The 26,305-nt window shown below is 63.0% G+C and carries 24 protein-coding genes; 21 read left to right on the top strand and 3 right to left on the bottom strand.

The annotated features are described in order from the left end of the window. The first annotated feature begins 39 nt into the window (after positions 1-39). The 9 genes from IC609_RS10800 (at position 40) to IC609_RS10840 (ending at position 10,853) form a co-directional block, all read left to right on the top strand. A complete protein-coding gene (locus IC609_RS10800; protein WP_191819497.1) occupies positions 40-2,151 on the top strand; it encodes a 3-hydroxyacyl-CoA dehydrogenase NAD-binding domain-containing protein in 2,112 nt (703 codons plus the stop codon). Positions 2,152-2,208: 57 nt separating this feature from the next. Further along, complete coding sequence (locus IC609_RS10805; RefSeq protein ID WP_191819498.1) at positions 2,209-3,384, top strand: acetyl-CoA C-acyltransferase; 1,176 nt, start codon at positions 2,209-2,211, stop codon at positions 3,382-3,384. Positions 3,385-3,482: 98 nt separating this feature from the next. After that, entirely contained in the window at positions 3,483-5,324 is a 1,842-nt protein-coding gene (locus IC609_RS10810) for an acyl-CoA dehydrogenase (protein ID WP_191819499.1), read from the top strand. 44 nt (positions 5,325-5,368) lie between these two features. Then, positions 5,369-6,694, top strand: coding sequence for a serine hydrolase domain-containing protein (locus IC609_RS10815; protein WP_191819500.1), 1,326 nt, complete (start codon positions 5,369-5,371; stop codon positions 6,692-6,694). 12 nt (positions 6,695-6,706) lie between these two features. Further along, positions 6,707-7,498: an SDR family oxidoreductase gene (locus tag IC609_RS10820; RefSeq protein ID WP_191819501.1), complete on the top strand. Its 792-nt coding sequence runs from the start codon at positions 6,707-6,709 to the stop codon at positions 7,496-7,498. 19 nt (positions 7,499-7,517) lie between these two features. Continuing rightward, on the top strand, positions 7,518-7,940 hold the full coding sequence (locus IC609_RS10825; protein ID WP_191819502.1) for a PaaI family thioesterase: 423 nt from the start codon (positions 7,518-7,520) through the stop codon (positions 7,938-7,940). 42 nt (positions 7,941-7,982) lie between these two features. Next, complete coding sequence (locus IC609_RS10830) at positions 7,983-8,999, top strand: NADP-dependent oxidoreductase (RefSeq protein WP_191819503.1); 1,017 nt, start codon at positions 7,983-7,985, stop codon at positions 8,997-8,999. A 10-nt stretch (positions 9,000-9,009) separates the two neighbouring features. Then, positions 9,010-9,945, top strand: a complete 936-nt coding sequence (locus tag IC609_RS10835) for a glutathione S-transferase family protein (RefSeq protein WP_191819504.1) — start codon at positions 9,010-9,012, stop codon at positions 9,943-9,945. Continuing rightward, complete coding sequence (locus IC609_RS10840) at positions 9,942-10,853, top strand: SDR family oxidoreductase (RefSeq protein WP_191819505.1); 912 nt, start codon at positions 9,942-9,944, stop codon at positions 10,851-10,853. Before IC609_RS10835 ends, IC609_RS10840 begins: the two co-directional genes overlap by 4 nt. 6 nt (positions 10,854-10,859) lie before the next feature. Here the strand turns inward: IC609_RS10840 and IC609_RS10845 are convergent, their stop codons facing one another. Then, positions 10,860-11,231, bottom strand: a complete 372-nt coding sequence (locus IC609_RS10845; RefSeq protein WP_225224119.1) for a hypothetical protein — start codon at positions 11,229-11,231, stop codon at positions 10,860-10,862. Between the two features lie 210 nt (positions 11,232-11,441). On the opposite strand from IC609_RS10845, the gene IC609_RS10850 reads away from it, so the two are divergent. From IC609_RS10850 to IC609_RS10880, 7 genes are all read left to right on the top strand, one after another. Beyond that, entirely contained in the window at positions 11,442-13,808 is a 2,367-nt protein-coding gene (locus tag IC609_RS10850; RefSeq protein WP_191819506.1) for a Tex family protein, read from the top strand. Between the two features lie 5 nt (positions 13,809-13,813). Next, positions 13,814-14,899, top strand: coding sequence for a patatin-like phospholipase domain-containing protein (locus tag IC609_RS10855; RefSeq protein ID WP_191819507.1), 1,086 nt, complete (start codon positions 13,814-13,816; stop codon positions 14,897-14,899). 404 nt (positions 14,900-15,303) lie between these two features. Further along, positions 15,304-15,873 carry a GNAT family N-acetyltransferase gene (locus IC609_RS16260; RefSeq protein ID WP_225224120.1) on the top strand — a complete coding sequence of 190 codons (570 nt, stop codon included), beginning with the start codon at positions 15,304-15,306 and terminating at the stop codon, positions 15,871-15,873. Between the two features lie 423 nt (positions 15,874-16,296). Further along, positions 16,297-16,818 carry a GNAT family N-acetyltransferase gene (locus tag IC609_RS10865; RefSeq protein WP_191819509.1) on the top strand — a complete coding sequence of 174 codons (522 nt, stop codon included), beginning with the start codon at positions 16,297-16,299 and terminating at the stop codon, positions 16,816-16,818. A 291-nt stretch (positions 16,819-17,109) separates the two neighbouring features. Then, entirely contained in the window at positions 17,110-18,075 is a 966-nt protein-coding gene (gene trhO / locus IC609_RS10870; protein ID WP_191819510.1) for an oxygen-dependent tRNA uridine(34) hydroxylase TrhO, read from the top strand. A gap of 56 nt (positions 18,076-18,131) precedes the next feature. After that, on the top strand, positions 18,132-18,983 hold the full coding sequence (locus tag IC609_RS10875) for an SGNH/GDSL hydrolase family protein (RefSeq protein ID WP_225224121.1): 852 nt from the start codon (positions 18,132-18,134) through the stop codon (positions 18,981-18,983). After that, positions 18,980-19,375 (top strand): TfoX/Sxy family protein, encoded by a 396-nt coding sequence (locus IC609_RS10880; protein ID WP_191819511.1) that lies wholly within the window; start codon positions 18,980-18,982, stop codon positions 19,373-19,375. Before IC609_RS10875 ends, IC609_RS10880 begins: the two co-directional genes overlap by 4 nt. A gap of 13 nt (positions 19,376-19,388) precedes the next feature. On the opposite strand, the gene IC609_RS10885 is transcribed toward IC609_RS10880, so the two are convergent. Then, positions 19,389-20,525: an iron-containing alcohol dehydrogenase gene (locus IC609_RS10885; RefSeq protein WP_191819512.1), complete on the bottom strand. Its 1,137-nt coding sequence runs from the start codon at positions 20,523-20,525 to the stop codon at positions 19,389-19,391. A gap of 145 nt (positions 20,526-20,670) precedes the next feature. On the opposite strand from IC609_RS10885, the gene IC609_RS10890 reads away from it, so the two are divergent. Then, a complete protein-coding gene (locus IC609_RS10890; RefSeq protein WP_191819513.1) occupies positions 20,671-21,633 on the top strand; it encodes an alpha/beta hydrolase in 963 nt (320 codons plus the stop codon). 3 nt (positions 21,634-21,636) lie between these two features. Continuing rightward, a complete protein-coding gene (locus IC609_RS10895) occupies positions 21,637-22,494 on the top strand; it encodes a YbgC/FadM family acyl-CoA thioesterase (protein ID WP_191819514.1) in 858 nt (285 codons plus the stop codon). A 72-nt stretch (positions 22,495-22,566) separates the two neighbouring features. Here IC609_RS10895 and ygfZ read toward each other — a convergent pair whose 3' ends face one another. Further along, a complete protein-coding gene (gene ygfZ, locus IC609_RS10900; RefSeq protein ID WP_191819515.1) occupies positions 22,567-23,523 on the bottom strand; it encodes a CAF17-like 4Fe-4S cluster assembly/insertion protein YgfZ in 957 nt (318 codons plus the stop codon). A gap of 70 nt (positions 23,524-23,593) precedes the next feature. Between ygfZ and mltG the strand changes: the two genes are divergently transcribed. Genes mltG through IC609_RS10915 form a run of 3 tightly spaced genes read left to right on the top strand, consistent with a single transcriptional unit; the run spans position 23,594 to position 26,296 of the window. Then, the gene (gene mltG / locus IC609_RS10905) at positions 23,594-24,619 is read left to right on the top strand and encodes an endolytic transglycosylase MltG (protein WP_191819516.1); all 1,026 of its coding nucleotides are present in this window, start codon (positions 23,594-23,596) and stop codon (positions 24,617-24,619) included. Between the two features lie 34 nt (positions 24,620-24,653). Next, on the top strand, positions 24,654-25,295 hold the full coding sequence (gene tmk, locus IC609_RS10910; protein ID WP_191819517.1) for a dTMP kinase: 642 nt from the start codon (positions 24,654-24,656) through the stop codon (positions 25,293-25,295). Continuing rightward, positions 25,292-26,296, top strand: coding sequence for a DNA polymerase III subunit delta' (locus IC609_RS10915; protein WP_191819518.1), 1,005 nt, complete (start codon positions 25,292-25,294; stop codon positions 26,294-26,296). The genes tmk and IC609_RS10915 overlap by 4 nt, the downstream gene beginning before the upstream one ends. Positions 26,297-26,305: the final 9 nt, after the last annotated feature.

A 26,305-nucleotide genomic window follows, 5' to 3' on the forward strand; every position in this document is an offset into this window, starting at 1 on the left:
CGTTCTTTTTTCTAATTCTTCACCCCAAGGAACTGCAGCATGACAGCTGAATACAAAGTCCACGGCGACGTCGCGGTCATCACCCTGATGAACCCACCCGTCAACGGTCTGGGCCTGGCCACACGCCAGGGCATCACCAACGGTTTGACCCAAGCCAACGCCGATCCGGCCGTCAAGGCCATCGTGTTGACCGGCGGCGGCAAGGCCTTCTCGGGCGGTGCAGACATCAAGGAATTCGGCTCACCCAAAGCGCTGCAAGAGCCCAATTTGCTGTCGGTGATTCGTGCCTGCGAGAACTCCGACAAGCCCATTGTGGCCGCCATCCACTCGGTCGCCATGGGCGGCGGCCTGGAACTGGCCCTGGGCTGCCATTACCGCATTGCCGCACCAGGCACCAACATCGCTCTGCCCGAAGTCAAGCTGGGCTTGATCCCCGGCGCGGGCGGCACACAGCGTCTGCCCCGGGTGATCGGCGTTGAAGCCGCCCTGAACATGATCGTCAGCGGCGAGCCCATCAAGAGCGAGATGCTCGCCATGCTGCCCGGCCAGAAACTGTTTGATGCGATGGCCAAGTCGGCCGAATCGCTGCCCGAAGAAGCGCTGGCCATGGCCCGCAAAGTGGCTGCGCAGCACGCCGATGGCAGCCCTCTGCCCCTGGTGCGCAACCTGCCTTGCAAACACCCTCTGGGTGACGCTTACTTTGGCTTTGCCCGCAACATGGTCAAGGGCATGGCCAAAAACTTGCCCGCCCCGCTCAAGTGCGTGGACGCTGTGGAAGCAGCCACCAAGAAGAAGTTCGACGACGGCATGGTCTTCGAGCGTGACATCTTCATCAACCTGATGTGGACGCCAGAGTGCCGTTCGCTGCGCCACATCTTTGTGGCCGACCGTGCGGCCAGCAAGATCCCCGATGTGCCGGAAGACACCCCCAAGCGCGAGATCAAGTCGGTGGCCGTGATCGGTGCTGGCACCATGGGTGGTGGCATCTCGATGAACTTCCTCAATGCGGGCATCCCGGTCAAGATCCTGGAGATGAAGCAGGAAGCGCTGGACCGTGGCATCGCCACCATCCGCAAGAACTACGAAGCCCAGGTCAAAAAGGGCAAGCTCAAGCAAGAGAAGTACGACGAGCGCATGGCGCTGTTGTCCACCACGCTGAGCTACGACGACATCGGTCAGGCTGACCTGGTGATCGAAGCCGTGTTCGAAGAAATGGGCGTCAAGGAGGCCGTGTTCAAGCAGTTGGACAAGGTCATGAAGCCTGGTGCCATCCTGGCGTCCAACACCTCGACGCTCGATGTGAACAAAATTGCTTCGTTCACAGCCCGTCCACAAGACGTGGTCGGCATGCACTTTTTCAGCCCCGCCAACGTGATGAAGCTGCTCGAAGTCGTGCGTGGCGAGAAAACCGCCAAGGACGTGCTGGCCACTGTGATGGCCATTGGCAAGAAGATCAAGAAGACCGCCGTGGTCTCTGGCGTGTGCGACGGCTTCATCGGCAACCGCATGATCGAGCAATACAGCCGCCAAGCGGGCTTCCTGATCGAAGAGGGCTGCACACCCGCACAGGTGGACAAAGCCGTTGAAAAGTTTGGCTTTGCCATGGGCCCGTTCCGCATGGGCGACCTGGCTGGCAATGACATCGGTTGGGCGATCCGCAAGCGCCGCTACCAGGAAAAGCCGAACATGAAGTACAGCAAGACCGCTGATCTGCTGTGCGAAATGGGCCGTTACGGCCAGAAGACTGGCGCTGGCTGGTACGACTACCAAGCCGGCAAGCGCGATGCAATCCCGAGCCCCGTGGTGGTCGAGATGATCGAGAAACACCGTGCCGCACAAGGCATCACGCCCCGCAAAATTTCCGATGACGAAATCGTGCAGCGCCTGGTGTATGCGCTGGTCAACGAAGCCTGCCACATCTTGGAAGAAGGCATCGCCAGCAAAGCCAGCGACATCGACATGGTCTACATCACCGGTTACGGTTTCCCGTTCTGGCGCGGCGGCCCCATGCTGTACGCAGACACCGTAGGCCTGTTCAATGTGGCAGAAAGCATGAAGCGCTTTGCCAAGAACCCCCACGACGACGCCAACTTCTGGCAGCCTGCACCTTTGCTGGCCCGCCTGGTGGCCGACGGCAAAACGTTCAACTGATTTTTAAATTTTGGGGAGACAGATCTTCAGCTCTGTCTCCCACTTGAAAGGACCATCATGACCAACGCTGTCATCGTCTCTACCGCACGCACCCCACTGGCGAAGAGCTGGAAGGGCGCTTTCAACATGACCCACGGCGCCACCTTGGGCGGCCATGCCGTTCAGCACGCCGTGGCCCGCGCCGGCATCGATGCCGCTGAAGTCGAAGACGTGATCATGGGCTGCGCCACGCCCGAAGGTGCCACGGGCGCCAACATCGCGCGCCAGATCGCACTCAAGGCCGGTCTGCCCATCTCGGTGTCCGGCATGACCGTGAACCGTTTTTGCTCTTCGGGACTGCAAACCATTGCCCTGGCCGCGCAGCGCATCATCGCGGGCGAAGGCCAGGTCTATGTGGCTGGTGGCGTCGAAAGCATCTCCTGCGTGCAGCAGGAAATGAACACCCACATGCTGCAGGACCTGGCGCTGGCCAAGCAAAAGCCCGAAATCTACTGGAACATGCTGCAAACCGCCGAGCAAGTGGCCAAACGCTACAAAATCGGCCGTGACCGCATGGACGAGTACGGCGCAGCCAGCCAGCAAAAAGCCTGTGCGGCCCAAGCTGCGGGTCTGTTCAACGACGAAATCGCCCCCATCACCGTCACACAAGGCGTGGTCGACAAGGTCATGGGCCTGACGCACAAGCAAGTGACCGTGAGCGTGGACGAAGGCTTGCGCGAAGGCACGACGGTGGAAGCCATCAGCGGCTTGCGCTCGGCCTTGCCCGGTGGCTTGGTTTCGGCCGGCAACGCCAGCCAGTTCTCGGACGGCGCTGGCGCTTGCGTGCTGATGGACGAAAAGCTGGCCGAACAGCGCGGCTTGAAGCCCCTGGGCCGATTCCTCGGTTTTGCTGTGGCCGGTTGCGAGCCTGACGAAATGGGCATTGGCCCCGTGTACGCCGTGCCCAAAGCGCTGGCGCGTCTGGGCCTGACGGTGAACGACATCGACCTGTGGGAACTCAACGAAGCGTTCGCTGTGCAGGTGCTGTACTGCCGCGACAAGCTGGGCATCCCGGCCGATCGTTTGAACGTCAACGGCGGCGCGATCGCCGTGGGCCACCCCTACGGTGTGTCGGGCCAGCGCCTGACGGGCCACGCCCTGATCGAAGGCAAGCGCCGTGGCGCCAAGCGTGTGGCGGTGACCATGTGCATTGGCGGCGGCATGGGCGCTTGCGGCATTTTCGAGGTGCTGTGAGCGTGAACGGCATCGGCTGTCACCTGGATGGCTGATCCGCAAAGGGGCAGGGGGCATGATGCCACTTGCCCTTTTTCATTTGGAAGAGACGAACTGACATGAGCTTGCGCCCCACCGTTGATTTCTTGCTCCACGACTGGCTGAAGGTGGAAAGCCTGCAGTCCCGTGAGCGCTTTGCTGACCATTCGCGCGAAACCTTTGATGCCGTGCTGGACACCTGTGAGCGCATCGCCCGCGAGAAGTACGCGCCGTTCAACCGTCTGGTGGATACACAAGAGCCACACTTTGACGGCGAAAAAGTCACGCTGCCCCAAGCCACACACGAGGCCTACAAAGCCTATGCCGAGTCGGGCATGCTCAGCGCCGCGCAAGACTATGAGATCGGCGGCATGCAGCTGCCTTACACGGTCGAGGCCGCTGCCAACGCCTTTTTTGCCATGGCCTCGGTCAGCATCGGCTCGGGCATGCTCACCAGCGGCAACGCCAACTTGCTGATGGTGCATGGCACCGAGTTGCAGAAAAAAGTCTTTGCCCTGAACGAATTCAGCGGCCGCTTTTCGGGCACCATGTGCCTGTCCGAGCCTCAAGCGGGCTCGTCGCTGAGCGACGTGATGACCCGCGCCACACCCGATGGCGCCGACTTCGAAGCCGACCCACTCGGCGCACGCTACCGCCTCAAGGGCAACAAGATGTGGATCTCGTCGGGCGAGCACGAGCTGTCCGAGAACATCATCCACCTGGTGCTGGCCAAGATTCCAGACGCGAATGGCCAGTTGGTGCCGGGTGTCAAAGGCATTTCGCTCTTCATCGTGCCCAAAAAGCTGGTGGGCACCGATGGACAACTCACGGGCGAACGCAACGACGTGGCGCTGGCGGGCCTGAACCACAAATGCGGCTGGCGCGGCACGACCAACACGCTGCTGAACTTTGGCGAAGGCAAGTACCCGGTCCGTGGTGAGGCAGGTGGGGGTTTGGACGGCGCCGGAAGCGGCGCCGTGGGCTATTTGGTGGGTCAACCCGGCGAAGGCCTCAAGTGCATGTTCCACATGATGAACGAGGCCCGCATCGGTGTGGGCATGGCCGCCACCATGTTGGGCATGGCCGGGTATTACGCCAGCCTCGACTACGCCAAAAACCGCCCGCAGGGCCGACCCAGCGGGGCAGGGGGCAAGGACGCCAGCCGCCCGCAGGTGCGCATCATCGAGCACGCCGACATCAAGCGCATGCTGCTGGCCCAAAAGGCTTACAGCGAAGGTGCCTTGGCCCTGGCCTTGTACTGCGCCCGCCTGGTGGACGAACAGCACACGGGCACTGCGCAAGACGCCGATGTGGCGCGACTGCTGCTCGAAGTGCTCACGCCCATCGTCAAGAGCTTTCCGAGCGAGTGGTGCTTGGAAGCCAACAGCCTGGCCATCCAGATCCATGGCGGCTATGGCTACACCCGCGACTTTCCGGTGGAACAGTACTGGCGCGACAACCGCCTGAACATGATCCACGAGGGCACCCACGGCATCCAGGCCATGGACCTGCTGGGCCGCAAGGTGCTGATGGAAAACGGCCGGGGCCTGCAATTGCTGGCCGAGCGCATGCTGGCCACGGCCGCCAAGGCCGAATCAGCCTGGGCACCCGAAGCCGCCGCCTTGCGTGACGCGCTCAAACAAATTGGCCAAGCCACACAACAAGCCTGGGCAGGCGCCGAGCCCGCACAGGCCCTGGCCAACGCTGTGCCTTACCTGCAAGCCTTTGGCCACACCGTCATCGCCTGGATCTGGCTCGACGTCGCAGCGAGCCTGGGGCAAGACGACACCCCAGCAGCGCAAGGCCGCCGCGCCGCTTGCCGCTATTTCTACCGCTACGAACTGCCCAAGATCGGCGCCTGGCTGAACGTGGTCAAAAGCCGCGACCCGACTTGTGCCGACCTGCCCGAAGACGCTTTCTGACCCGCAGGGCGGGCAGATCCCCAAAACACCACAGGAGACAAGCGATGAAGACTTTGAAAACCAAACATCTGCCATGGGCCATGGGCATGCTGTTGGCCGCCACCATGGGGCCAGCCATTGCACAGTCCCCGACCCCCGCACTGCCCACCGCCGAGCAAACCGACCCCGTCAAACTCGGATGGATGTTGGGTTCGCCACCGCCTGCCGACAAAGTGATCCGCTTTGTCGATGGTTCGGGTTACAAGTTTCCGCAGACCCGCTGGAGTTTTTCAAACTTCCGTCAATTGGTTCCGACCACCCAGGTGCCGCGTGGCACGGGCGCCCCCGTGGCACTGCCCCGCGCCTTGCGCGATGACCTGGACGCGGTCAGCTTTGTCCCTTTGGGCAAAAACACGCCCATGACCTGGGGTGAAGCCTTCAACGCGAACTACACCGATGGCATCGTCGTTCTGCACAAAGGCCGCATCGTGTATGAACGTTACGCAGGCGCGCTGCGCCCTGAAGGTCAACACATTTCGATGTCGGTGACCAAATCGTTCTTTGGGACCTTGGGGGCCATGCTGGTGGCCGAGGGCAAGCTCGATGAGAACGCCACGGTGGCCAAATATGTGCCAGAACTCAAGGACAGTGCATTCGGCGATGCCACGATCCGCCAAGTCCTGGACATGCGCACGGGCTTGAAGTACAGCGAAAACTACCTCGACCCGACGGCTGAAATCTGGGCACACACCCGTGCAGGCGGGGTGTTGCCACGCCCACCCGGTTATCAGGGCCCACAGACTTTCTATGAGTTTCTGCAAACTGTGAAAAAAGAGGGCGAGCACGGTGGATCGTTTGCTTACAAGACCGTCAATTCGGACGCTTTGGGCTGGGTGATTCGGCGCGTGACTGGTCAGTCCATTGGTCAACTCCTGTCTGAACGCATTTGGGCACGCATGGGCTCCGAACAGGATGCCTATTTCACCGTCGACAGCGTGGGCAACGAGTTTGCGGGTGGGGGGCTGAATGCGGGATTGCGCGACATGGCCCGCTTTGGCGAGATGATGCGCAACCAGGGCCGCTTCAACGGCCAGCAGATCGTCCCCGCGGCTGTGGTGCAGGACATTGCCAAGGGCGGCGACAAGAGCGCCTTCCCGCAGGCGAACTACCCCACCTTGCCCGGCTGGTCCTACCGCAACATGTGGTGGGTGTCGAACAACGAGCACGGGGCTTACTCGGCCCGTGGTATCCACGGCCAGGCCATTTACATCGACCCCAAGGCCGAGATGGTGATCGCCCGTTATGCATCGCATCCCATGCCCAACAACCCGTTCAACGACCCCACCTCGCTGCCCGCCTACATGGCGCTGGCCAAGCATTTGATGAAGTAAAGGAATCACCCCATGGCACGCACCATCCAACAACTTTTTGACTTGACAGGGCAAGTGGCCCTGGTCACTGGCGGCTCGCGCGGCCTGGGCCTGCAAATGGCCCACGCCCTGGGCGAAGCCGGTGCCAAGATCATGCTCAGCTCGCGCAAGGCCGCTGACCTCGAAGAAGCCGCCGCCGAGTTGCAGGCCGCAGGCATCGATGCGCGCTGGATCGCCGCCGACTGTGCCAAGGAAGAAGACATCCGCCGCCTGGCGGCAGAAACCATCGAGCGCATGGGCCCGATCGACATCCTGGTCAACAACGCAGGCGCCACCTGGGGCGCTCCGGCCGAAGACCACCCGGTCGAAGCCTGGGACAAGGTGATGAACCTGAACGTGCGCGGCTATTTCATTTTGTCGCAGGAAGTGGCCAAACGCAGCTTCATTCCCCGTGGTAAGGGCCGCATCCTGAACGTGGCCTCCATCGCAGGCCTCGCGGGCAACCCTTCTGAGATGAAGACCATCGCCTACAACACCTCCAAAGGCGCGGTCATCAACTTCACCCGTGCGCTGGCAGGCGAGTGGGGCGAGCATGGCATCACGGTCAACGCCATCTGCCCGGGCTTTTTCCCGAGCAAGATGACCTATGGCCTGCTGGAAAAGCTCGGTGCCGACAAGATGGCCCAGGGTGCACCGTTGCGCCGCCTGGGCGATGACGAAGACCTCAAGGGCCTGACCCTGCTCTACGCTTCAGACGCGGGCAAACACATCACGGGCCAGTGGATGGCGGTCGATGGTGGCGTGAGCGCCATCATCGGCGGTTGAGTCTGTCTTGAGTCTGGACATGAGCATTCCTTTTGGCGCGCACATCCCGTTTGTTCAGCACCTGGGTTTCTCGTTGGAGAAATTCGAGGGCGGGGAATCCGAGCTGCATTTCGCGCCACGACCCGAACACCTCAATTCGTTTGATGTCACCCACGGCGGTGCGGTCATGACCTTTCTGGACGTGATCATGGCCACGGCGGCGCGCAGTGTGGACCCGCAGATGGGTGTGGTCACCATCGAAATGAAGACCACCTTCATGCGCCCGGCCAAAGTCCCAGCAGGGCAGAAGCTGGTGGGCAAAGGCCATCTGCAGCACCGCACGCGCAGCATGGCCTTCACCGAAGGCCGCATCTATGACACCGAAGGCCAGCTGTGTGCCACAGCCACAGGCACCTTCAAATACGTGGTGCGACGCGACACCCCCAGCCCGTCCACCGATTGACCCTTCCCAATCCATTCACATCACACAACCGGAGACTTACCAATGACCATCAACCACCAAATCGTTCTCGACAACCGCCCTCAGGGTGAGGCCACCGCAGCCAACTTCAAACTCATCGAGACCACCATTCCAGCTCTGCAAGACGGGCAGGTCCTGGTGCGCCACCACTACATGAGCCTGGACCCTTACATGCGCGGTCGCATGAACGAAAGCAAGAGCTACGCTGTGCCCCAGCCGCTGGGTGAAGTCATGATCGGTGGCACCGTGGGCGAGGTGGTGGACAGCCGCCACCCCAAGTTCAAAGCCGGAGACCAGGTGGTGGGCATGGGCGGCTGGCAGGAATACAGCGTGGTCGATGCCAACGTGATCGGCGCGCTGCGCAAGGTGGACACCACCCATGTGCCGCTGTCGCATTACCTGGGTGCTGTCGGCATGCCCGGCGTGACCGCCTGGTATGGCCTGGTGAAGATCATCAACCCCAAAGCGGGCGAAACCGTGACCGTGAGCGCCGCCAGTGGTGCCGTGGGCAGTGCCTACGGCGCATTGGCCAAGGCCCGTGGCTGCCGCGTGGTGGGCATCGCGGGCGGCAAGGACAAGTGCGATTACGTCGTCAACGAGCTGGGCTTTGATGCCTGCATTGACTACAAGGAGCACAAGGACTACCTGAGCCTGTCCAAAGCCCTGCGCGAAGCCTGCCCGAACGGCATTGACGGCCACTTTGAAAACGTGGGCGGCATGGTGCTCGACGCGGTCATGCTGCGCACCAACGCCTTTGCCCGAATTGCCGTGTGCGGCATGATCGCCGGCTACGACGGTGCGCCCCTGCCCATGAGCAACCCCGCACTCATCCTGGTCAACCGAATGAAGGTCGAGGGCTTCATCGTCAGCGAGCACATGGAAGTCTGGCCCGAGGCCCTGCAAGAACTCGGCACCCTGGTTGGCACCGGTAAGTTGCGCCCCCGCGAAACTGTGGCCCAGGGTTTGGCCGCCGCGCCCGAGGCCTTCCTGGGTTTGCTCAAAGGCAAGAACTTCGGCAAGCAGCTGGTCAAGCTGATCTGAGGCCACGCGCATGGCCGATCTGATCCTGCACCACTACCCGAATTCGCCGTTTGCCGAAAAGGTCCGGCTGATCCTGGGCCACAAGCAACTGGCCTGGAAGAGCGTGTTCATCCCGATGATCATGCCCAAGCCCGACCTGACCGCGCTCACGGGCGGTTACCGCAAAACGCCTGTGCTGCAGATCGGCGCCGACATCTACTGCGACACGGCCTTGATCTGCGACGTGCTGGAGCAGATCGCGCCCACGCCCACGCTGTACCCGGATGCCTTCAAAGGCGCGGCACGGATCGTGGCGCAGTGGGCCGACAGTGCCTTGTTCACCGCGGCCATGGCCTGGAACTTCCAGCCTGCGGGCGTGGCGCAAGTCTTTGCGGGTGCGCCTGCCGAAGGCGTGCAGGCCTTTGTGGCTGACCGTGCTGCCATGCGTGGCGGGGCCGCCCGCATGTCGTCCACCGACGCGGCCGCCACCTACAAAAGCTACCTGCGTCGCCTGGCCAACATGCTGCACGGGCAGGACTTTTTGTTCGGCGCGCAGCCCTGTGTGGCCGACTTTGCCGCGTATCACCCGCTGTGGTTCACACAAGAGCGCACACCCGCACTGGCGGGCATTCTGGACGCCACTCCCGACGTCAAGGCCTGGATGGCGCGCATGAAAGCCATTGGCCACGGCGCGTCCAGCCCATGCCGTGCCGAAGAAGCCCTGGCACTGGCCCGCAGCGCTACGCCTGTGGCTGCGCAGGACGAGGTTTTCCAGGACGAACATGGCATCGCTTTGGGCAGCCAAGTGGTGATCGCGGCCGACAACTTCGGGCTGGAGCCCACCGAGGGCGAGCTGGTTGCCGCCACCCGCACCCGCTACACCTTGCGCCGCACCGATGAACGTGCGGGCACGGTGCATGTTCACTTCCCACGCATGGGATTCACTTTGAAAAAGGTCACAGCATGATTGAAAACTTCCAAGGCAAAACCGCCGTACTGACCGGTGCAGGTTCAGGCTTCGGGTTGGAGTGTGCCCGCATCGGCGCCAAGCTGGGCATGAACCTGGTGCTGGTCGATGTGCAGCAAGACGCCCTCGACAAAGCCGCTGCCGAGATGAGTGCCCAAGGCGCGCAAGTGCTGGCCCGCAAGGTCGACGTGTCCAACGCCCAGGCCATGGAACAACTGGCCGCAGACGTGAAAGCCCGATTTGGCGCACCCCATTTCGTGTTCAACAACGCGGGGGTGGGGGCAGGGGGCTTGGTTTGGGAAAACTCGGTCGCCGACTGGGAATGGGTGCTGGGCGTGAACCTTTGGGGCGTGGTGCACGGCGTGCGCCTGTTCACCCCCATGATGCTCGAAGCCGCCAAGGCCGACCCGGCTTACCAGGGCCACATCGTCAACACCGCCAGCATGGCAGGCCTGCTGACGCCGCCCAACATGGGCATCTACAACGTGAGCAAACACGCGGTGGTGTCACTGACCGAAACGCTCTACCAGGACCTGCACCTGGTGTCTGACCAGATCAGCGCCAGCGTCTTGTGCCCTTATTTTGTGCCCACAGGCATCAGCCAGAGCCACCGCAACCGCCCTGCGGAGCTCGCCGCTGACAAGCCGACCGCCAGCCAGTTGATCGGCCAGGCACAAAGCGACAAAGCGGTGGGCAGCGGCAAAGTGTCGGCCGCCGATGTGGCGCAAAAAGTGTTTGATGCGGTCGCCAGCGACCAGTTCTACATTTACAGCCACCCGCAGGCACTGGGCAATGTGCAAAGCCGCATGGAAGCGATTGTTCAGGGCATCAACCCGCCTGACCCTTTTGCGGCGCGCCCGGAAGTGGGTGAAGGTTTGCGCAAGGCCTTGCGCGAGGCCAAGGCCTGACGGCGATCAGCGGTGGAACCGGCCCTCAAAGCAGTGCCGGACTTCATGCCCCAAGGCCACATGGGTGGGCTTGGGGCCGGTGATCACGGTGCATTCCTGCTTGGGCACATCCCAAACGGCGCAAGCCACAGGTGGGGTGATGTAGGCTTGTTCCTTGCCCATCTGGATGGCTTTGGCACAGACTTGGGCCACGTCCTCACGCACCTCCCAGCGGATACGCACCTCATTCATGAGGCGTTTTTCAGCAGGCAGGGGTTTGAAAGGCTCGTATTCGTGCGCGGGCAAATTACCAGGCAAGGTCTGGCAGCCGGCCAACATGGCCAAGGCCGCGGAGAACACGATCCATGCCACATGGCGATGGCGTTGCACTGATTTCATCGACACCCCCAAAACTACTTTTATTGTCAAAACTGTTTATTTATGGTTATTTTACAGTTTTAACGTCTAAGAATGTGCCTTTTATCAATTTAATCTTGAAAAAGCCACACTTTTATCAGTTTCAAGTCCGTCGCAGCCTGCGCTGTGGGGCCCAGTCAGGGCTCGGCCTTGTGGCAAACTCGCCCGCTTGCGAGAAAGAAGTACCCCTCCATGTCCAAAATCCTGGCCCAGTTGGCCATTGAAATCCAGATCCGACCCGACCAGGTCAAAGCCGCTGTGGAACTGCTCGATGGCGGTGCCACCGTCCCCTTCATTGCCCGTTACCGCAAGGAGGTCACCGGCGGGCTCGACGACATCCAGCTGCGCGAACTCGAATACCGCCTGGGCTACTTGCGCGAGCTGGAAGACCGCCGCGCTGCCGTCATCAAGAGCATCCAGGAGCAAGGCAAGCTCACGCCGGAACTGCTGGCCGCCATCGAAGCCGCGCCCACCAAGCAGGAACTCGAAGACATTTACCTGCCCTACAAACCCAAGCGCCGCACCAAGGGCATGATCGCCCGCGAAGCCGGGCTGGAGCCGCTGGCCGACAAGTTGTTTGCCGATCCCGCGCTGGACCCGCATGCAGAAGCCGCTGCCTTTGTGCTGGCCGCAGGTGCGATCGAAGGTGCCGACTTCAGCACCACCGCCGCCGTGCTGGACGGCGTGCGTGATTTGCTGAGTGAGCGCTGGGCCGAAGACGCCTCGCTGGTGCAAGCGCTGCGCGAGTGGCTGTGGAATGAAGGCTTGTTCAAAAGCAAGCTGGCCGATGGCAAGGACGAAAACAACCCCGATGTGGCCAAGTTCCGCGACTACTTTGACTACGACGAGCCGATTGGCCGTGTGCCCTCGCACCGGGCGCTGGCGGTGTTCCGGGGCAGGGCGCTGGAAATGCTGGACGCCAAGCTCGTTTTGCCCGTGGAGCCCGAACCCGGCAAGCCCAGCATCGCCGAAGGCAAGATTGCCTTGCACCTGGGCTGGAGCCATGCGGGCCGCCCCTCGGACGACCTGATCCGCAAATGCGTGGCCTGGACCTGGCGCGTCAAGCTGAGCCTGTCCACCGAGCGCGACCTGTTTGCGCGCCTGCGCGAAGAGGCCGAAAAAGTCGCCATCAAGGTCTTCAGCGACAACCTGCGCGACCTGCTGCTGGCTGCGCCCGCTGGCCTCCGCGTGGTCATGGGCCTGGACCCGGGCATCCGCACGGGCGTGAAAGTGGCCGTGGTGGACGCCACGGGCAAGCTGGTCGACACCGCCACCGTCTACCCGCACGAGCCCCGCAAGGACTGGGAAGGCTCGCTCTACACCCTGGCCAAGCTGTGCGAAAAGCACAACGTCAACCTGATTGCGATTGGCAACGGCACCGCCAGCCGCGAAACCGACAAGCTCGCGGGCGACCTGATCAAGCAACTGGCCCGACTTCGGGATGGGGTGGAAATCCAGAAAGTCGTCGTCAGCGAGGCGGGCGCTTCTGTCTACTCGGCCAGCGAATACGCCTCGCAGGAAATGCCCGATGTGGATGTGAGCCTGCGCGGTGCGGCTTCGATTGCCCGCCGCCTGCAAGACCCGCTGGCCGAGCTGGTCAAGATCGACCCCAAATCCATCGGCGTGGGCCAGTACCAGCACGACGTGAACCAGAGCGAGCTGGCCAGGACACTGGACGCCGTGGTCGAAGACTGCGTGAACTCGGTGGGCGTGGACCTGAACACCGCCAGCGTCCCCTTGCTGTCCCGCGTGTCGGGCCTGTCAGGCAGCGTGGCCAAGGCCGTGGTGCGCTGGCGCGATGCCAATGGCGTGTTCAAGTCGCGCCAGGACCTGCTCAAGGTCACCGGCCTGGGGGCCAAGACCTTCGAGCAAAGCGCGGGCTTTTTGCGCATCCGTGGCGGTGACAACCCCCTGGACATGACCGGCGTTCACCCCGAAACCTACCCCGTGGTCGAGCAGATCATCGTCAAGACGGGCAAGCCGATCCAGGAGATCATGGGCCGTTCGGACGTTTTGAAAACGCTCAAGCCCGAATTGTTTGCGAACGACAAGTTTGGCGCCATCACCATCCAAGACATTCTGGGCGAGCTGGAAAAACCCGGCCGCGACCCGCGCCCCGACTTCAAGGTGGCCCGCCTGACCGACGGCGTGGAAGACATCAAGGACCTCAAAGAAGGCATGACGCTCGAAGGCACCGTGAGCAACGTGGCCCAGTTCGGCGCGTTTGTGGATCTGGGCGTGCACCAGGACGGCTTGGTCCATGTGAGCCAGCTGGCCAACAAGTTTGTGAGCGACGCCCGTGAGGTGGTCAAGACCGGTGACATCGTCAAGGTCAAGGTGCTCGAAGTCGATGTGGCCCGCAAACGCATCAGCCTGACCATGAAGCTCGACGCTGCCCCCGCCCGCCAGGGACAAGACGGAAGGGGCCCACGCGACAATCGCTTCGAAGGGGCAGGGCGCGACCAGCGGCATCGGGGCGGCGGCTACACATCGCCCCCGGTGGGCACAGGTTCGGCCATGGCCAGTGCCTTTGCCAAGCTGCAAGGACTTAAAAAGTAAACGCCATGCAAGCCCTCCACATCCACGCAGGCCCCAAGGCACTGGCCCACATCCGTGAGCATGGCCTCAGGCCCGAGCATGTGGGGGTGATCCCGGCGGCGGCGGGCGGCCCCAAAGGATTGATCCTGGGGCCACTGGACCGCTTCATCTTTGGCGAATGGCTGACCCAAAGCCAGCAAGCTGTGGACCTGGTGGGCGCATCCATTGGCGCATGGCGCATGTCCACCGCCTGCCTGAATGACCCGGTGGCGGCGTTTGAGCGCTTGGAACACGACTACATCCACCAACACTATGAACCGCTGCCCGGTCAAAAGCGCGTCACGGCCGAACAGGTCAGCGAGGCCTTTGGCCAAAGTCTGCAGGCTTTTTACGGCGGTCGCGTCCAAGAGGCGCTGAACCACCCGCGATACCGCCTGCACATCGTGACCTCACGCGGGCAGCACATCCTGCACCGTGAGCACCCTGTGGCTACGCCGCTGGGCTATGCCGGGGCCTACCTCAGCAACGCCATCAGCCGCCGGGCGCTGGGCGGCTGGCTGGAGCGCGTGGTGTTTTCAGCGCAGGGCGCTGACTTGCCCTTTGATGCGCAGGACTTTCGCACCCGTGCTGTGGAACTGACCGAGGGCAATTTCATGCCTGCATTGCAGGCCAGCTGCTCGATCCCGTTCGCGCTCAAAGCCGTGCACGACATCCCCGGCGCACCCGCTGGCGCGTATTGGGACGGCGGCATCACCGACTACCACCTGCACCTGAACTGGACGGCGCCCGTCAAAGGGCCGGACCGTTCCATCGTGCTGTACCCGCACTTCCAGCAAAACGTGGTGCCCGGCTGGCTCGACAAAGCCCTCAAGTGGCGGCACGGCGCAACAACGTTTTTGGACAACACCATCGTCCTTGCCCCCAACCCCGAATGGGTCAAAACCCTGCCCAATGGCAAGCTCCCCGACCGCAAGGACTTCATGACCTACGGGCAAGATCTGAAGGCACGGGTGAAGGTGTGGACAGCGGCGGCCAGCGCGGCGCGGCAGCTGGCGGATGAGTTTGCGCAGTGGCTGCAGCGGGGTGGGGCGGAAGGCGTGTTGCCGCTGTGATGGCCGTTTCAGACGCTGGCAAGTAAAGCGTCCAGCGGACTGACCGTACCGCCCGCTGCCAGCTTGAGCACACGGGTGTAATCATGGTGGTTGGGGTGACGCATGGCACAGCCCCACGACCTGACCAACGCATGAAAAATAGGATCCAATAGACATAATATTTCTCGGTATTGAGGCTATAGTGCCGATAACGCAAGCACTCCCGCAACTGGTCAAGCAAGCGGGTAGACCGAAGATCAGGACCGGATGATTTCATGGCAAATTTATATCTGGATGTTTATCCAAAGTATGTGTGCCAGGCCCCGTCTGCAAGCGGCTTGCGGAAGATTGGGCTGACGGATGTATCCGACAGCTCTGGTTTTGTTTCGCAGATTTTGCGGGATACATTACGTTAGGCTCCAAGGATGACCACAGTCCGCCTGCTAGTCCCAAATGACACCTTGCTGCCACGCTACCTAACAGCGTTGAGCAGCGGCTGGACGCCTGATGCTGACCGAGACGAAGAGCTCGCGCAGCGGCTGGCCCAACGCGTGGGTGCTGATGCATCTGCGTACCTCCGCTCGCTGTGGAACCCTCAGGGAGTCGGGTCAAAGATCACGCTGCAGGATGGACGGGAAGTCTCCCGACTGGCACATGTCCGACATTGGATCGTGGACGATGACTACTGTGGCGACATCAACCTTAGGTGGCAGCCAGGCACCAGCGAGTTGCCTGATTACTGCGATGGGCACGTAGGCTATGCAGTTGTCCCGTGGAAACGGCAACGCGGCTTCGCTGCCTCTGCGCTAAGGCAGTTGGCATTGCTAGCACCTTCGTTTGGCTTGAACTGGCTCGACATCGCAATGAGTGCGGACAACTTGGCCTCCCGGCGTGTCGCGGAGTCTGCCGGCGCAGTGTTAATCGATGAATACGTCGCAATAGAACAGGGCGGTGTCAAGGCCTACAAGTACCGGCTCGCCTGCGGTGGGGCCTAACCCCTCGGTCGAGGCGAGGCCCAACGGCAAGGCAGCCCGCCCGCCGCGACGAAATCCGTTCAGCATTGAAGAAGTACTTTGTCAACTTTGGCGCTCATTTGGTATAACCCTGCGGTCCACCGGACGCTGCGCGATAGAGCCGCGCAGCGCCAGTGACATCCAAGATAAAGCCAATCAGACAACCATCTACCCCTTCGGGGCTCCAATTCTCAGACTTCATCCTTGAAATCTAGCGCCCCCGGCGACACGTCACAACCCGGCGCATGTTCTGCAGGCATGACGACTGCTATTTGGGCGGGAGTGTTTTTGATGACCGCTGTCTGACGGCTTTACCTCAAAGCCAATGACTAGAGCCCAGGTGCGTTTGAGATCACTGAGCTTTCAGCTTGGGCTACAAGGTCATCCGTCAGTCCTCACGTTAACATGCCCCCAGTGTCCGCCGATTTACTTTTCGAACCCCTTTCGCTAGCCCACATGGACGAGCTTGCTGCGCTATTGCTTCATGAGCAGGTGTACAGACACATTGGCGGGCATCCTCCGGATCTGGCCCGATTTCGCACGCAGGTGGAGCACGCTGTCGCAGGGCCTCCGCATCATCGCTCAAACGAAATCTGGCTCGACTATGTGGTCCGTGAGGCCGCATCGGGACGCCTTGCCGGACGAATTCAGGCCACAATCCACCCGCCCGTGGCGGAAGTGGCGTTCTTGTTTGGACCCGGCTATTGGGGCAAAGGCTATGCGACACGCGCTCTGCTCTGGCTTCACCAGGCTTTACTCATTCACCCGGTAAGACCCGAGCTATGGGCCACGACGGTTCCCGCCAACCAGCCATGCCAAGCCTTGCTCCGCAGGTGCGGCTATGTTGCCGTTGATTCAGCTGCAGCGCCCCAGCTGGTGACCTATGATGCAGGTGACTTGGTCTTCCGTGGCCCCAGTGCGGCCTGATCAGCCGGGCCATTCAACCGTCGATATGGGAGTTCAACCCATGACGCAATTCCCCGACTTCATCCTCGAAATCCTCTGGCCCTGGCGGCCTGTCTCGGCCCGCCGCATGTTCGGCGGGCATGGTTTTACCACGCGGGGGGAGGGGAATCTTCGCGCTGATCCCGGACGGGCAGTTGTACCTCAAGATCGATGACGAGAGCCGGGGGCGTTCGAGGTGACCGGGCTGACGCCCTTAATGTATGAGGCTAATAGCGGCTTCGGTGGCAGGTGTCCCACATGGATAATCACATCATGTCCGAGCCCAGCCTTTACCTCACCGCCGCCCTCTACAAATTCGTCGATCTGCCCGACTTCGCCGATCTGCAAGCGCCTTTGCAAGCCTGTTGCGAAGCCAACGACGTCAAAGGCACGCTGCTTTTGGCGCATGAGGGGATCAACGGCACGATTGCCGGGCCTGAAATGGGCATCCGCGCCGTGCTGGCATTTTTGCGCGCCGACCCGCGCTTGGCCACGCTGCAGCACAAAGAGTCCTGGAGCCCCAAGCCGCCGTTCACCCGCATGAAGGTCAAGCTCAAAAAAGAGATCGTGACCTTGCGCGTGCCTGAGCTGGACCCGAACAAAACCGTGGGCCAATACGTCAAACCCGCCGACTGGAACGCCTTGCTGGCCGACCCGGACGTGGTGGTGATCGACACGCGCAACGACTACGAGGTGGCCATTGGCACCTTCAAGGGCGCGATCAATCCCAACATCAAAACCTTTGTGCAGCTGCCTGCGTGGCTGGACGCACAAGAAAACTTGCAAGGCGAGGCCGCCAAAAAGACCAAGGTCGCCATGTTCTGCACAGGCGGCATCCGCTGCGAAAAATCCACCGCGCTCATGAAAATGCGCGGCTTTGACGAGGTCTACCACCTTGAAGGCGGCATCCTCAAGTACCTCGAAGAGATCCCGCCCGAGCAAAGCACTTGGGAGGGGGAATGCTTTGTGTTCGACGAGCGCGTGAGCGTCGGCCACGGGCTGGGTGTGGGCCACCACGAGCTGTGCCGTTCTTGTCGCTGGCCCCTGAGCCAGCAAGACAAACAGTCCCCGCATTACGTCAAAGGCGTGAGCTGCGCCCACTGCCACGACCAGCGCACCCCTGAGCAAAAAGAGAAATTGGCCGAGCGCCAGCGGCAGGTGGAGCTGGCCGAAGCGCGCGGCGAGATCCATGTGGGCGCCAAGATGCCCGAGCACAATCAATTGCACCCAGGTGACTGACCGAGTCGAGCCTTTGAGGCACATTGGCACTTGTCATTTCAACCCTGAGGAATCCCATGAACTGGATGCATCACATCACCCGTCCTGCAGTGCTCTTGCTGCTCTCGCTTGGCCTGGCCGCATGCGGCACCACAGCGCAGGCGCCTGCGGAGCCACCCGCCAAGCAGGCCACTGCGCCCGGTCAGATCCGCAGCATGCTGTGGGTAGGCAACAGCTTCTTTTATTACAACAATTCGATGCACGGTCACCTGGGCCAGTTGCTGATGGCGCAGTCGGACAACGGCAAGCGCAACGCCCGCAACGTGTCGGCCACCATCAGCGGCTCGGGCATCAACTGGCACGACATGGAGGCGTATTTCAAGCCCGGTGGCGTGTCGAGCTATTCGTTCGTGGGCGATAACGAGGTGCGTTTCAACACCTTCGACAAGCCATTTGACGCGGTGATGATGATGGATTGCAGCCAGTGCCCCATCCACCCCAAACTGCAAAGCGTCTTCCACGAGTTTGCCAAGAAGCACAGCGACACGGTGCGCAAGCACGGGGCCGAGCCCGTCCTGTTCATGTCCTGGGCGTACTCCGACAAGCCTGAAATGACGGCTCCCCTGGCCGCCGAGTACACCAAGGTGGGCAAGGCCAACAACGCCCTGGTGGTGCCCGCAGGCCTGGCTTTTGCCAACTCGGTCGCCAAGCGTGCGGACATCCCGCTCATCATTGGCGACAAGCGCCACCCCACGCTGCAGGGTACGTACCTCGGCGCCTGCACGGTCCTCGCTTCGGTCTACAAAGTCAACCCGGTGGGCAACAAGTACACCGCTGGCTTGCCCGCTGACGTCGCAGCGCACCTGCAAGCCGTGGCCTGGGAAACCGTGCAGAAATACCACGCTGAAAACGGCCGAGGCAGCCTTTGAGTGAATTCATCGGGTTCCTGCAGGAACTCTTTGAAAAGTGGGGACAGGTCACGGCCCGCCGCATGTTTGGCGGCCACGGCCTGTACCACGAGGGCCTGATGTTCGCCATTGTTGTGGACAACTGGCTGTACCTGAAGACGGACGACATCAACCGCCCCGAGTTTGAAGCGCAGGGGCTCGCGCCTTTCACTTACCCCATGAAGGGCAAGACCGTGGCGCTGTCGTACTGGAGCGCACCCGATGCGATCTTCGATGAGCCCACCGAGGCGGTGCGCTGGGCTCGATCAGCGTGGGAGGCTGCGGCGCGAGGGCTGGCGGCCAAGGCAGCCAGGCCACGACGGCGCTCGCCGGGCATGTCTTTCCCCAAAAACGGTCCGGTCAGCACGCGCTGAAGGCCGCAGCCGCTCAGAGGCTCACGCTCAGCATCTCGCGGTATTCCTCGGCCGTGGCAATGCGCGGGTTGGTCTTGTGGCAGTGGTCGGCCAGCGCTCCGGTGATGACCTGATCGAACAGGCTCTCGGTCACGCCCATGGCCCCCAGGCCCGTGGGCAGGCCGAGGCGTGCGTTCATGTCCTTGATGGCTTCGGGGATGTCGCTGCCGCTTTGCAGGCCCATGGCCTGGGCCATGCGGTTCAGGCGGTTTTCTTTTTGCACCGAATCGGCGGCAGCGTTGAAGGTGACCACGGCAGGCAGGAACATGGCGTTCAGGGTGCCGTGGTGCAGACGCGGGTTCACGCCGCCCAGGCTGTGGCTCAGGCTGTGCACGCAGCCCAGGCCTTTCTGGAAGGCCATGGCGCCTTGCATGCTGGCGCTCATCATGTTCAGGCGGGCGTCGCGGTCCTGGCCGTTTTTGGTGGCGCGTTCGATGTGCGCCCAGCCACGGGCGAGGCCATCGAGCGCAATGCCGTCAGCCGGCGGGTTGAAGGGCGCGGCCATGAAGGTTTCCATGCAGTGCGCAATCGCATCCATGCCCGTGGCGGCCGTCAGCACGGGCGGCAAGCCCAGGGTGAGTTCGGGGTCGCAGATGGCGGCACGGGGCACGATGAACCAGCTGTGAAAACCCAGCTTGCGGCCATCGTCGACGATCAGGATGGCCCCGCGTGCCACTTCGGAGCCGGTGCCTGCCGTGGTGGGTACGGCGATCAGGGGGGCCACGCGGTCGGTGATCTTGAGCGAGCCGCCTTCGATGGTGGCGTAGGTCTTGAGCGGGCCTTCGTGCGTGGCAGCGATGCTCACGCCCTTAGCGCAGTCGATCGACGAGCCACCGCCCAAGGCGATCAGGCCATCGCAGTTGTTTTGCTTGTAAACAGCGGCAGCGGCGCGCACGGCGGCTTCGGTCGGGTTGGAGGGCGTCTGGTCAAACACGCTGACCGTCAAACCGGGCAGGGCGGCGAGGGCCTTGTCCAGGATGCCCACGGCCTTGACGCCTGCATCGGTCACGATCAGCGGGCGGGTGATGCCCACGCGCTCGCACTCGGCCTTGAGCAGTGCCAGCGCGCCAAAGTCGATCTGGATCTGGGTGACGTAGTTGATGAAAGACATGAGCGGCTCTCCAGGATGTGCGGCGGGGGTGACAGGCCGGTGACCCGCCGCGTTGTACGATGCCATTCATTTTGATTCAGGATGCCCCGAACCGACAGCCAGAACGGTGTTGCACCGTCACGTTGGCGATAGGGCCCCGCCTTGCATGAGCAGCCACCACCTCAACCCCCGCGCCTTGCTGAATGCCGCCACGCGCACCCTGATTGACCGGGTGCAACGCGCTGGCCGCCCGCCCATGCACGCCATGACGGCCGCGCAGGCCCGTGCCTTCTACGACATTGGCGGCCCGATCCTGGACCTGCAGCCCGCGCCGCAAGTGGACCGGGTGCAGGACATCACCATCCCGGCCCGTGACGGCCACGCCATGCCCGCCCGGCTCTACGCACCGCAGAGCGACACCGCCTTGCCCGTGCTGCTGTACCTGCACGGCGGCGGCTTCACCGTGGGCAGCCTGACCACGCACGATGTGCTGTGCCGTCAGCTCAGCCGTCAGGGCCATTGCGCCGTGGTGTCGCTGGACTACCGGCTCGCGCCCGAGCACCGGTTCCCCACGGCCGTGCACGACGCCTGGGACGCCCTGAACTGGTTGCACCAGCACGGCAAGACGCTGGGCCTGGACACTGCACGCCTGGCCATTGGCGGGGACAGTGCGGGGGGCACGCTCAGCGCCGTGTGCGCCCTGATGGCCCGCGATGCGGGCCTGAAACTCGCCTTGCAGTTGCTGTTTTACCCCGGCTGCGGCGCCAGACAGGACACCGCTTCGCACCACGCATTTGGCGACGGCTTCATGCTGGACAAGGACACCATTGCCTGGTTTTTTGACGGCTACATCGACGCGGCCGACCGCGACGACTGGCGCTTTGCCCCCGGCAATGCGCCCGACCACAGCGGCCTGGCCCCATGCTGGATGGGCCTGGCCGAATGCGACCCGCTGGTGGACGAGGGCGTGCGCTACGCCGACACGCTGCGCATGGCGGGTGTGCCCGTCGATCTGGAAATTTACCGGGGCGTGATCCATGGTTTCATCACCATGGGCCGCGCCATCCCCGATGCCCTGAAAGCCCATGCCGATGCAGGCCGGGCATTGAAACACGCTTTTGAAGGTTGAAACATGAAACGCCAGGACTTCCGTTTTTCCCACCGCATGCGCGTGCGCTGGGTCGAGGTGGACATGCAACAGATCGTCTTCAACGGTCACTACCTCATGTACTTTGACACCGCTGTGACCGACTACTGGCGCAACCTGGCCATGCCCTATGCCGACACCATGCACCAGCTGGGCGGCGACCTGTACGTCAAGAAAGCCAGTGTGGAGTACCACGCCAGTGCCGAGATGGACGATTTTCTGGATGTCTGCATGCGCTGCGACCGCATCGGCAACTCGTCCATGACTTTTGTGGGCGCGATTTTCCGGGGCGACGAGCTGCTGATCACCAGCGAGCTGGTCTATGTGTACGCCGACCCGGTCGCCAAAAAGAGCCAGCCCATCCCACCCCAACTGCGGGACATGCTGGAGAGCTACGAGCGCGGCGAGGACATGGTGCAGCTGCACCTGGGCGCCTGGGCCGACCTCAAGAACCTGGCCGCACCGCTGCGCACCGAGGTGTTTGTGGAGGAACAAAAAGTACCCGCCGACATGGAGTGGGACCACGACGACGAAACGGCCTTGCACTGCGTGGCCGTGAACCGCATGGGGATGGTGCTGGCCACAGGCCGCCTGCTGCAACACGCCCCGGGCGTGGCCCGTATTGGCCGCATGGCCGTCAAAAAGCAGATGCGCGGCAGTGTGCTGGGCCGCCGCGTGCTGCACGCCCTGATGGACGCAGCCAAAGACCGTGGTGACACGCAGGTGCTGCTGCACGCGCAGTGCAGCGCCGAAGGCTTTTACAAGCGCTCAGGCTTCGAGCCCCATGGGGCGATTTTTGAAGAAGCAGGCATTGCACACATCGAGATGGTGCGCCCCCTGTAGGAGCGGCGCCCCCGCCGCGATGGGGCACCTGCAAGCCACAGACATTCGTCCCGAGGGCGGGGCTCCTACAAGTCAAATGTCTTCAAGCAAGGCGTAGGGCAGGGGCAGCAGATCCAGCACAGCCCCTTCTGCACTGCCTGCACGCCAGCCGCTGTGCATGCTCTCCAGCGTGCCGCTGACCAGTGCGTCATGCCCATGGCCGTCTGGCCGGGGGGCACTCAGCAGCACGGTGGCACAGGGTTGTTCGGGGTCGGCAGGGGTGAAGACATCTTGCCCTGCCACCAGGGCCAGCGGGCTGTGCACGAGCGCCGTGCGGCGCTTGAGGGTGCCACGGAACTGGCTGCGGGCCACGACTTCCTGGCCGGGGTAGCAGCCTTTTTTGAAGTTGACGCCGCCCACCGATTCGTAATTGAGCATTTGCGGCACGAAGGCCTCGAACACGGGCTGGCTGACCAGCGCCACACCGCTCATGACTTCGGCCCATGCCCAGACTTCGGGCGTGACCTCGGGGCCAGCGGGCAGGGCCGAGCCGGCTGGTGCCAGCCACAGGGCACGGTGCACCTGTGCGTCACCCACCACCGTCGGGTACAAGGCCACGGCATGCGCGCCATCCAGGGCCATGGTGTGCCAGGGTGCGGCATCCGCCAGCACGGCCTCGGCGCTGCCCCCCAGCAGGCCGCGCAACTGCCACTGGCCGCTGGCGTCACTCAGCTTGACTTTGGCCCGCAGCACAAACATGGACAGGCGCTTGAGCGTCTGGGCCAGCAAGTCCTGATGCATGACCAGCAGCACCGTGTCGGGCGCGGTTTTGGTCACCACAAAGCTGGCCTGCATGCGCCCCTTGGCATTGCAAAACGCCGCCAGGCGCGACTGGCCCACGGGCAGCAGCAATACATCGTTGGTCAGCTGGTTGTGCAGGAAATTGGCCGCGTCCTCGCCCTGGGCCTGGATCACGCCCAGCTGAGGCAGGGGGCTGGTGCCGTTCAAAACGGCGGTCAAATCAGGGCTTGGGAGGGCAGGGCTGTTCATGTCGCGGCTCATTCTTCGGGCAAGGCGTGAATTATCATCGCCCCACGTTTTCAACACCCCGACAAAGGACATGGCCGTGCTCAAAGGCTTGATGAAGTGGTTGACAAGCCTGCTGGTCGTGGCGCTCGCCCTGGGGGCGGGGGCCCTCTGGTGGTTGCAGCAGCCCCTGAACACTTCGCCCGACACCCCACCTCGCACCTTGGACCTGTCGATCGAGCCGGGCACCTCGCCCAAGGCCATTGCCCAGGCGGTGGCAGACGCCGGGGCCAACACCTCGCCCTGGCTGCTCTACGCCTGGTTCCGCCTGTCGGGCCAGTCGCGCCTGATGCGGGCGGGCAGCTACGAAATCGCCCCCGGCACCACGCCCGTGCGCCTCCTGAACATGCTGGTGCGGGGCGAAGAAAGCCTGCGCACCGTGACGATTGTGGAAGGCTGGAACTGGCGGCAAGTGCGCCAGGCCCTGGCCAAGGCCGAGCATCTCCAACCCGACAGCCGCGCCCTGACCGATGCCGATCTCATGGCCCGGCTGGGCCGCCCGGGCGTGACCCCGGAAGGGCGCTTTTACCCCGACACCTATGCCTATGCCAAGGGCGCAAGCGACCTGGCCGTGCTCCAGCGGGCTGCCAAGGCCATGGACAAACAGCTCCAGCAGGCCTGGGAAAGCCGTCAGCCGGGCGTGTCGGTGCAGTCGCCCGAGCAGGCCCTGATCCTGGCCAGCATCGTCGAAAAGGAAACCGGCAAAGGCTCGGACCGCCCCATGATTTCGGGCGTATTCAACAACCGCCTGCGCATCGGCATGCGGCTGCAGACGGACCCCACCGTGATCTATGGCCTGGGCGAGGCCTTTGACGGCAACTTGCGCCGCGTGCACTTGACGAGCGACACGCCCTGGAACACCTACACCCGTGCAGGCCTGCCGCCCACACCCATTGCCATGCCGGGCAAGGCCGCCTTGCTGGCCGCCGTGCAACCTGCCAAAACGCAGGCGCTGTACTTTGTGGCCAAGGGCGACGGCAGCAGCCACTTCAGCGCCAGCCTGGACGAGCACAACCGGGCCGTGAACCGTTACCAACGCGGGCAAAGCAGCGGCCACTGACCCTGCGACAATCGGGTTTTCTCCACACACATCCATGACACGCGGTTTGTTCATCAGCTTTGAAGGCATTGACGGTGCGGGCAAGTCCACGCACATCGAGCGTGTGGCCGCGCTGTTTCGCCAGGCGGGCAGGGCGGTGGTGCTGACTCGCGAGCCGGGCGGCACGCCCCTGTCCGAAAAGCTGCGCGAACTGGTCCTGCACGAGCCCATGGACGCGCTGACCGAGGCGCTCCTGATGTTTGCCGCCCGCCGCGAGCACCTGGTGCAGGTCATTGAGCCTGCACTGGCGCGGGGCGATGTGGTGCTGTGCGACCGCTTCACCGACGCGACCTTTGCCTACCAGGGCGGCGGCCGGGGCTTTGACTGGCAAGTGCTGGGTCAGCTGGAGGCGATGGTGCAGACCACGGCCCAAGGCGTGTTGCGCCAACCCGACCTGACCGTGTGGTTTGACCTGGACCCGCAGATCGCCGCCGAGCGACTGGCCTCGGCCCGCGTGCCTGACAAGTTCGAGTCGCAACCGGCTGACTTTTTTGCTGCGGTGCGCGCTGGCTATGCCAAGCGGCAGGCCGAAATGCCCGGGCGCTTTGCCCGCATTGATGCCTCCCAGACCCGCGAGGCCGTTGGCGAAGCGGTGGCCCAGGTGGTGACGCCATGGCTGCCAAGGAGCGGTTCATGAGCGCTGTTTTGAATGCCCCCTGGATTGCCAGACAAGCCACCGACCTGCTGGCCCAGCGTGGCCACGCCTGGTTGCTGCAAGGCCCATCGGGCCTGGGTCAATACGAATTGGCGCTGGCCTTGGTCTCGGCCTGGTTGTGCGAACAACCTACCGCCGAGGGCGCTTGCGGCCACTGCCCCAGCTGCCACGCGATTGCCGTGCGCACCCATGCTGACCTGGCGGTGCTGATGCCCGAAACCCAAATGGTGGAACTGGGCTGGCCGCTGTCTGAAAAAGCGCAAGCCGAGATCGACGACAAGAAACGCAAGCCCAGCAAGGAAATCCGCGTCGAGGCCATGCGCGATCTGGTCGAGTTTGCCCAGCGCACCGATGCACGCGGTCGCGGCAAAGCCGTGCTGGTGTTCCCGGCCGAGCGCATGAACGCGATCACGGCCAATGCCTTGCTCAAAACGCTGGAGGAGCCCCCCGGCGATGTGCGCTTTGTGCTGGCCACCGAGGCCGCGCACCAGCTGTTGCCCACCATCCGCAGCCGCTGCCTGTCGCACACCATGACATGGCCCGACGCCGCCGAATCCTTGGCTTGGCTGGACGGGCAGGGCGTGCCAGGCCAGGCGGCCGAGGCGCTGCTGCGCAGTGCGGGCGGTCGCCCCAACGATGTACTGCGCCAGTCGGCGCTGGGCCTGTCGCCCGCCTGGTGGGCGGCTTTACCCAAGGCCATGCAGCAGGGGCAGGCGGGCCATTTGTCCGATCTGTCGCCCGCGCAGGCCATCGACGCGCTGCAAAAGCTTTGCCACGACCTGGTGCTGCAGCAAAGCGGGGCTGAGCCGCGCTTTTTTGCGGCAGACCAGCTGCCCGCCTGTCAGGCCTCGGTCAAGACACTGACCGACTGGTTCAAGCGCCTGATGCAGTCGGCCCGCACGGCCGAACACCCGTTCAACGCCGGCCTGATGCTCGAAGCACTGGCCAACGACGCCCGCCAGACCTTGCTGGCCCGGGCCTGAGTTTGTGAC

Source organism: Limnohabitans radicicola, from assembly GCF_014837235.1.
GTDB classification, from domain to species: domain Bacteria; phylum Pseudomonadota; class Gammaproteobacteria; order Burkholderiales; family Burkholderiaceae_C; genus Limnohabitans_A; species Limnohabitans_A radicicola.

Coding starts and splice junctions, on each gene's coding strand:
- IC609_RS10835 (WP_191819504.1), top strand. CDS start 9,010: ATGGCCGATCTGATCCTGCACCACTACCCGAATTCGCCGTTTGCCGAA.
- IC609_RS10805 (WP_191819498.1), top strand. CDS start 2,209: ATGACCAACGCTGTCATCGTCTCTACCGCACGCACCCCACTGGCGAAG.
- IC609_RS10815 (WP_191819500.1), top strand. CDS start 5,369: ATGAAGACTTTGAAAACCAAACATCTGCCATGGGCCATGGGCATGCTG.
- IC609_RS10845 (WP_225224119.1), bottom strand. CDS start 11,231: ATGAAATCAGTGCAACGCCATCGCCATGTGGCATGGATCGTGTTCTCC.
- IC609_RS10810 (WP_191819499.1), top strand. CDS start 3,483: ATGAGCTTGCGCCCCACCGTTGATTTCTTGCTCCACGACTGGCTGAAG.
- IC609_RS10855 (WP_191819507.1), top strand. CDS start 13,814: ATGCAAGCCCTCCACATCCACGCAGGCCCCAAGGCACTGGCCCACATC.
- IC609_RS10865 (WP_191819509.1), top strand. CDS start 16,297: ATGCCCCCAGTGTCCGCCGATTTACTTTTCGAACCCCTTTCGCTAGCC.
- IC609_RS16260 (WP_225224120.1), top strand. CDS start 15,304: ATGACCACAGTCCGCCTGCTAGTCCCAAATGACACCTTGCTGCCACGC.
- IC609_RS10875 (WP_225224121.1), top strand. CDS start 18,132: ATGAACTGGATGCATCACATCACCCGTCCTGCAGTGCTCTTGCTGCTC.
- IC609_RS10830 (WP_191819503.1), top strand. CDS start 7,983: ATGACCATCAACCACCAAATCGTTCTCGACAACCGCCCTCAGGGTGAG.
- IC609_RS10800 (WP_191819497.1), top strand. CDS start 40: ATGACAGCTGAATACAAAGTCCACGGCGACGTCGCGGTCATCACCCTG.
- tmk (WP_191819517.1), top strand. CDS start 24,654: ATGACACGCGGTTTGTTCATCAGCTTTGAAGGCATTGACGGTGCGGGC.
- trhO (WP_191819510.1), top strand. CDS start 17,110: ATGTCCGAGCCCAGCCTTTACCTCACCGCCGCCCTCTACAAATTCGTC.
- IC609_RS10895 (WP_191819514.1), top strand. CDS start 21,637: ATGAAACGCCAGGACTTCCGTTTTTCCCACCGCATGCGCGTGCGCTGG.
- IC609_RS10915 (WP_191819518.1), top strand. CDS start 25,292: ATGAGCGCTGTTTTGAATGCCCCCTGGATTGCCAGACAAGCCACCGAC.
- mltG (WP_191819516.1), top strand. CDS start 23,594: ATGGCCGTGCTCAAAGGCTTGATGAAGTGGTTGACAAGCCTGCTGGTC.
- IC609_RS10850 (WP_191819506.1), top strand. CDS start 11,442: ATGTCCAAAATCCTGGCCCAGTTGGCCATTGAAATCCAGATCCGACCC.
- IC609_RS10825 (WP_191819502.1), top strand. CDS start 7,518: ATGAGCATTCCTTTTGGCGCGCACATCCCGTTTGTTCAGCACCTGGGT.
- IC609_RS10890 (WP_191819513.1), top strand. CDS start 20,671: ATGAGCAGCCACCACCTCAACCCCCGCGCCTTGCTGAATGCCGCCACG.
- IC609_RS10840 (WP_191819505.1), top strand. CDS start 9,942: ATGATTGAAAACTTCCAAGGCAAAACCGCCGTACTGACCGGTGCAGGT.
- IC609_RS10885 (WP_191819512.1), bottom strand. CDS start 20,525: ATGTCTTTCATCAACTACGTCACCCAGATCCAGATCGACTTTGGCGCG.
- ygfZ (WP_191819515.1), bottom strand. CDS start 23,523: ATGAACAGCCCTGCCCTCCCAAGCCCTGATTTGACCGCCGTTTTGAAC.
- IC609_RS10820 (WP_191819501.1), top strand. CDS start 6,707: ATGGCACGCACCATCCAACAACTTTTTGACTTGACAGGGCAAGTGGCC.